Here is a 1,541-nt window from a genome sequence, read left to right on the forward strand (position 1 = left end):
TATTCCGTTGAAAAACTCGGCTCGGCGGGCGATTTGCCCTTCGTGCAAGATTTGCGGCGCATGCGCCTGACCTACCTCAGCTGGCGACTTCCGGAACTGGAAGGAGCTTTGCGAGCTTCCGGAGGTTCTGGGCGGTTGCTGCGAGGTGGAATTCGTCGCGTGCGCCGTTCGGGCCCCGTAATCGGAGACGGGTGAGGCCCAGAATGCGCTTCAAATGCGCGAACAGCATCTCCACTTTCTTCCGCAGCTTGCAGGAGATCACGTAATCGGTGGTCTGGACGATTGCACGTGCTCGGTCTCGGGATGGTTCGAAGATCGACCGGAGGATCTTGCGCGCGGGTTCCTTCGGGCAACAGCGTGACTTCAACGTGCAAGTATCGCAATCGGCCTTGCTCGCCCGGTAGCGGAGCATGCCGTCCTTGTCGGCTTTCTTCTCGCGGGGTTTCGTGAAGGTCCGGCGGCTTTGCTTCAGCTCCCTGCCGCCTGGACAAGTGTAGACGTCGGTCTCGGCATCATAGGTGAAGTTGGCGCGCTCGAATGTCCCGTCCTTGCGCGCGGACTTGTCGACCACCGGGATATGGGGCGCAATGCCGCGCTGCCGGTCCAGCCAGTCCAGCATGGAACCGGCGCCGTAGGCGGTGTCTGCGATCAGCCGCTCCGGCAGGAGACCGAAGGTGTAGTTCACCCGGTCGATCATCGTCCGCACCGATCCGAGCTCGGCCTGGCGGATCGACCGGGTGGCCTCCACATCGAGGATCACGCCGTTATCGGTGTCGATCAGGTAGTTGGTGGAGTAGGCAAAATAGGCCGGACCTCCCCGAGCCCCGGTCCATTGCGAGGCCGGATCTGAATGCGAGGTAAACTTCGGCTCGACCGGGCTCGCTGCACCAAAGGCCGCATCGTCGAGCGTTTCCAGGTATTCCCTGACCGCTCTTGGCGCGTCTTCAGGATTGATACTCCCGGGCTGCCAGTCCGACTTGGGCGTCGAGTTCTGCCGGTTTGCGTCGGCCTGAATGATGCTGGCGTCAGCGGCGAGACGTTGGCCGCTCGCCAAGCCCTCCGCGATACACCGTGCTACCACTGTCTCGAACACGTGCCGAAGCAGATCGCTGTCGCGGAAACGACCGTGGCGGTTCTTGGAGAAGGTAGAGTGGTCCGGAACGGGATCGCTCAGATCGAGACGACAGAACCAGCGATAGGCGAGGTTGAGATGAACCTCCTCGCAGAGGCGGCGCTCGGACCGGATGCCCATGATGTAACCGACCAGCAGCATTCGGATCATCAGCTCCGGATCAACCGACGGTCGCCCAGTGGAGCTGTAGAATGGCGCAAGGTGCTGCCGGATGCCCGTCAGGTCGACGAACCGATCCACAGATCTGAGCATATGGTCAGGCGGCACATGCGCTTCGATAGAGAACTCGTAGAACAGTGCGCCTTGCGCTTCCTGCCGGGACCCCATCATCACCGTTCACCTCAAGCTGCCGCAGCCAAATTGAATCAGCGGTCAGCTCCTCAAGCAAGGCGAGTTTTTCAACGGAATA

1 protein-coding gene is annotated in these 1,541 nt (G+C 61.3%); it reads right to left on the bottom strand.

Translation table 11 applies throughout. The annotated features are described in order from the left end of the window. Nucleotides 1–76 precede the first annotated feature (76 nt). Nucleotides 77–1,462: an IS5/IS1182 family transposase gene (locus BW990_RS20890; RefSeq protein WP_076451417.1), complete on the bottom strand. Its 1,386-nt coding sequence runs from the start codon at nucleotides 1,460–1,462 to the stop codon at nucleotides 77–79. Between the last annotated feature and the right edge of the window lie 79 nt (nucleotides 1,463–1,541).

This window comes from Roseivivax lentus, from assembly GCF_900156805.1.
Classification (GTDB): domain Bacteria; phylum Pseudomonadota; class Alphaproteobacteria; order Rhodobacterales; family Rhodobacteraceae; genus Roseivivax; species Roseivivax lentus.